Origin of the sequence: Neisseria sp. HMSC061B04, assembly GCF_001836705.1 — a bacterium.
Lineage (GTDB): Bacteria > Pseudomonadota > Gammaproteobacteria > Burkholderiales > Neisseriaceae > Neisseria.
In genome coordinates this window covers 1-2,288 of the sequence record NZ_KV830235.1, presented here as the reverse complement: position 1 = coordinate 2,288, position 2,288 = coordinate 1, and the positions used below count along the sequence as shown (strand labels likewise).

Annotated in this window: 3 protein-coding genes; all 3 read right to left on the bottom strand. The window is 40.4% G+C overall.

Annotation, left to right across the window (positions count from 1 at the left end):
• Positions 1-101: 101 nt before the first annotated feature.
• Positions 102-875 carry a hypothetical protein gene (locus tag HMPREF2661_RS10820; RefSeq protein ID WP_283140448.1) on the bottom strand — a complete coding sequence of 258 codons (774 nt, stop codon included), beginning with the start codon at positions 873-875 and terminating at the stop codon, positions 102-104.
• A gap of 19 nt (positions 876-894) precedes the next feature.
• Entirely contained in the window at positions 895-1,326 is a 432-nt protein-coding gene (locus HMPREF2661_RS10815) for a hypothetical protein (protein WP_049322818.1), read from the bottom strand.
• Between the two features lie 262 nt (positions 1,327-1,588).
• The coding region (locus HMPREF2661_RS10810; RefSeq protein WP_070823775.1) for an IS5 family transposase at positions 1,589-2,288 on the bottom strand (700 nt) is incomplete at its 5' end.

Genomic DNA, 2,288 nt, shown 5'->3' with positions numbered 1-2,288 from the left:
GATTATGTGCCTGTTCAAGTTCGTTATTATTCATACGTCACTATCTATTGAAAGAATAAGGAAAAAACGTACCATCAGCATTCTTCAAATTTGGGAAGGATTTAACCAAACGAACGATCGCCATAGCTGCGCTCTTCTTGAACTTGAGGAGTATTTTGAGCAACTTCTTGAGCCTGATTTTGTTTTAAGGTCTCTCGCAACTCATCTCTAAAATTTGCCACCACATCGGCATTGTCAGCCAATGCTTTGGCTGTGAACGTACCATCTTTGTCGTTTTTAAAGCCTTGAATTAGAGCTTGGAGTTTATCGGCTGAGGTTTGCTCAGCATATTGAAGATTATCTGTTTGATTATTTTGTGCACTCAAATCCAAAAGGTCTAAAACCCCTGCTTTGTTAGGATCTTTAGGGACGAGATTTTTATCCAATTTATTTTCAGAACCAGGGGCAAGATGATCACCCAAACCATAACCATCTTTTTCAGGTTCTTTAAGCCTAGCTTCACGTAATACGGTAGCTGCAATAGTATTGGAGTTCTGACGCAAAAAATCATAAGGATAAATATTGTCTTTGCTTCGAGCATTCCTCACCATTTCTGCCCATTTCTCAGATAAATCAGACGCTTCCGTGATTAACTCACGGTATTGTTTTTGTCCTGGGTGTCTAGTAGAAGAATCTGGGTTGTTGCTATCATATGGCATACCCGCAATGACTCTTATATTACCAAGGGGTAAATTTGGGTTTGTATTTTCTTCATCTGTCCAACCACTAATGGTATACTGCTTCCCCATTTTATCAGTATAAAGCAGAAACATATGATGATAATCATATCCCAAACTACCAAGCTTTCTGTAACCAACTTCTATTTTCTCTGACATGATCAATTTCCTTGTAGTTTTATAGATTGTTGCTCTTATCTAGATAAGAAACATTTTTTAGTAATTGCCCACTTTTATTAAAAAACAGACTAATGTATAAATCACGTCTATTACCTAAATAACCTTCACCTCTTTGATAATGGATAAGTAGGTTATCATCTGAATTTTCTAGAATCTTAAACTCGTTAGGAATTAAATTGATAATTTCATTTTTAGTTAGTCCCGAATGAAGATATTGTGAAACAATATTACTAACATCTGCACGCTGGCTTGCAATATCTGTAATACGGGTTTTTAGAATTTCATTTAACATCAGATTTAAGTTAACCATATTCTTTCTATCTTTCAAGTTAGAGTGTTGAATTTGTGCTTTTTTTTCATGATTATTGGCTTCACAACCAGCAGAAAATAGAGCAAGTACAGCAAATGATACAGGAAGTAATTTTCTCATATTTTAAGTACCTTTTTATTTCTAATCTACTGATTCTAACTTACTTTTTCTGTATCCTCAACAATTTCTTTTGTAACTTTCAAAGAATCTATTTTTTAGGGGTAATAACAATACAGAGACCTTTGCAAAAAAGCCCTTCCCCCAACAGCCGAAAACTAAATAAAGATTTTCGGCTGTTTTTGTTTCAAATATCCACTGATTCTACTCAAATACCCCCTTAATCTCTCTTGGACACCCGATAATCAGGCATCCGGGCTGCCTTTTAGGCAGCAACAGGCACACTTAGCCTGTTAGTCGCTTTCAACAGGTTCAAACACATCGCCTTCAGATGGCTTTGCGCACTCACTTTGAGCAGCCCGAAATAGGCTGCCCGCGCATAGCGGAATTTACGGTGCAGCGTACCGAAGCTTTGTTCGACCACATAACGGGTCTTCGACAAATATCGGTTACGTTTGGTTTGCGCTTCCGTCAGCGGACGGTTGCGGTGGGCTTTACGCATAATGCAGTCCAACAACCGATGCTCTTTCAGATGTTGCCGGTTTTCCTTACTGTCGTAGCCTTTGTCGGCATAGACGGTCGTACCTTCGGCAATGCCTTCCAACAAAGGGGACAGATGGTTGCACTCATGGACATTGGCGGGGGTGATGTGCAGTTTCTCGATATAGCCCTCCTCATCGGTACGGGTATGTTGTTTGTAACCGAGTTTGTAGAGGCCGTTTTTCTTTGTCCAGCGGGCATCGCTGTCTTTACTCGGTGTGGTTTGTCCGCTGACTTGTCCTTCTTCATCGACTTCTATGGCCTGACGCTGTTTGCTGCCGGCGGTCTGAATAATGGTGGCGTCAACGACGGCGGAGGATGCTTTCTCTACTTTTAGGTTTTTTTCGGTCAGTTGTCGGTTAATCAGTTCCCGCAATTCGGACAGGGTATCGTCTTGCGCCAGCCAGTTGCGGTAGCGGCATAAG

Bases quoted from the DNA above. Each gene is read 5' to 3' on its own strand.
- HMPREF2661_RS10820 (WP_283140448.1), bottom strand. From the start codon at position 875: ATGTCAGAGAAAATAGAAGTTGGTTACAGAAAGCTTGGTAGTTTGGGA.
- HMPREF2661_RS10815 (WP_049322818.1), bottom strand. From the start codon at position 1,326: ATGAGAAAATTACTTCCTGTATCATTTGCTGTACTTGCTCTATTTTCT.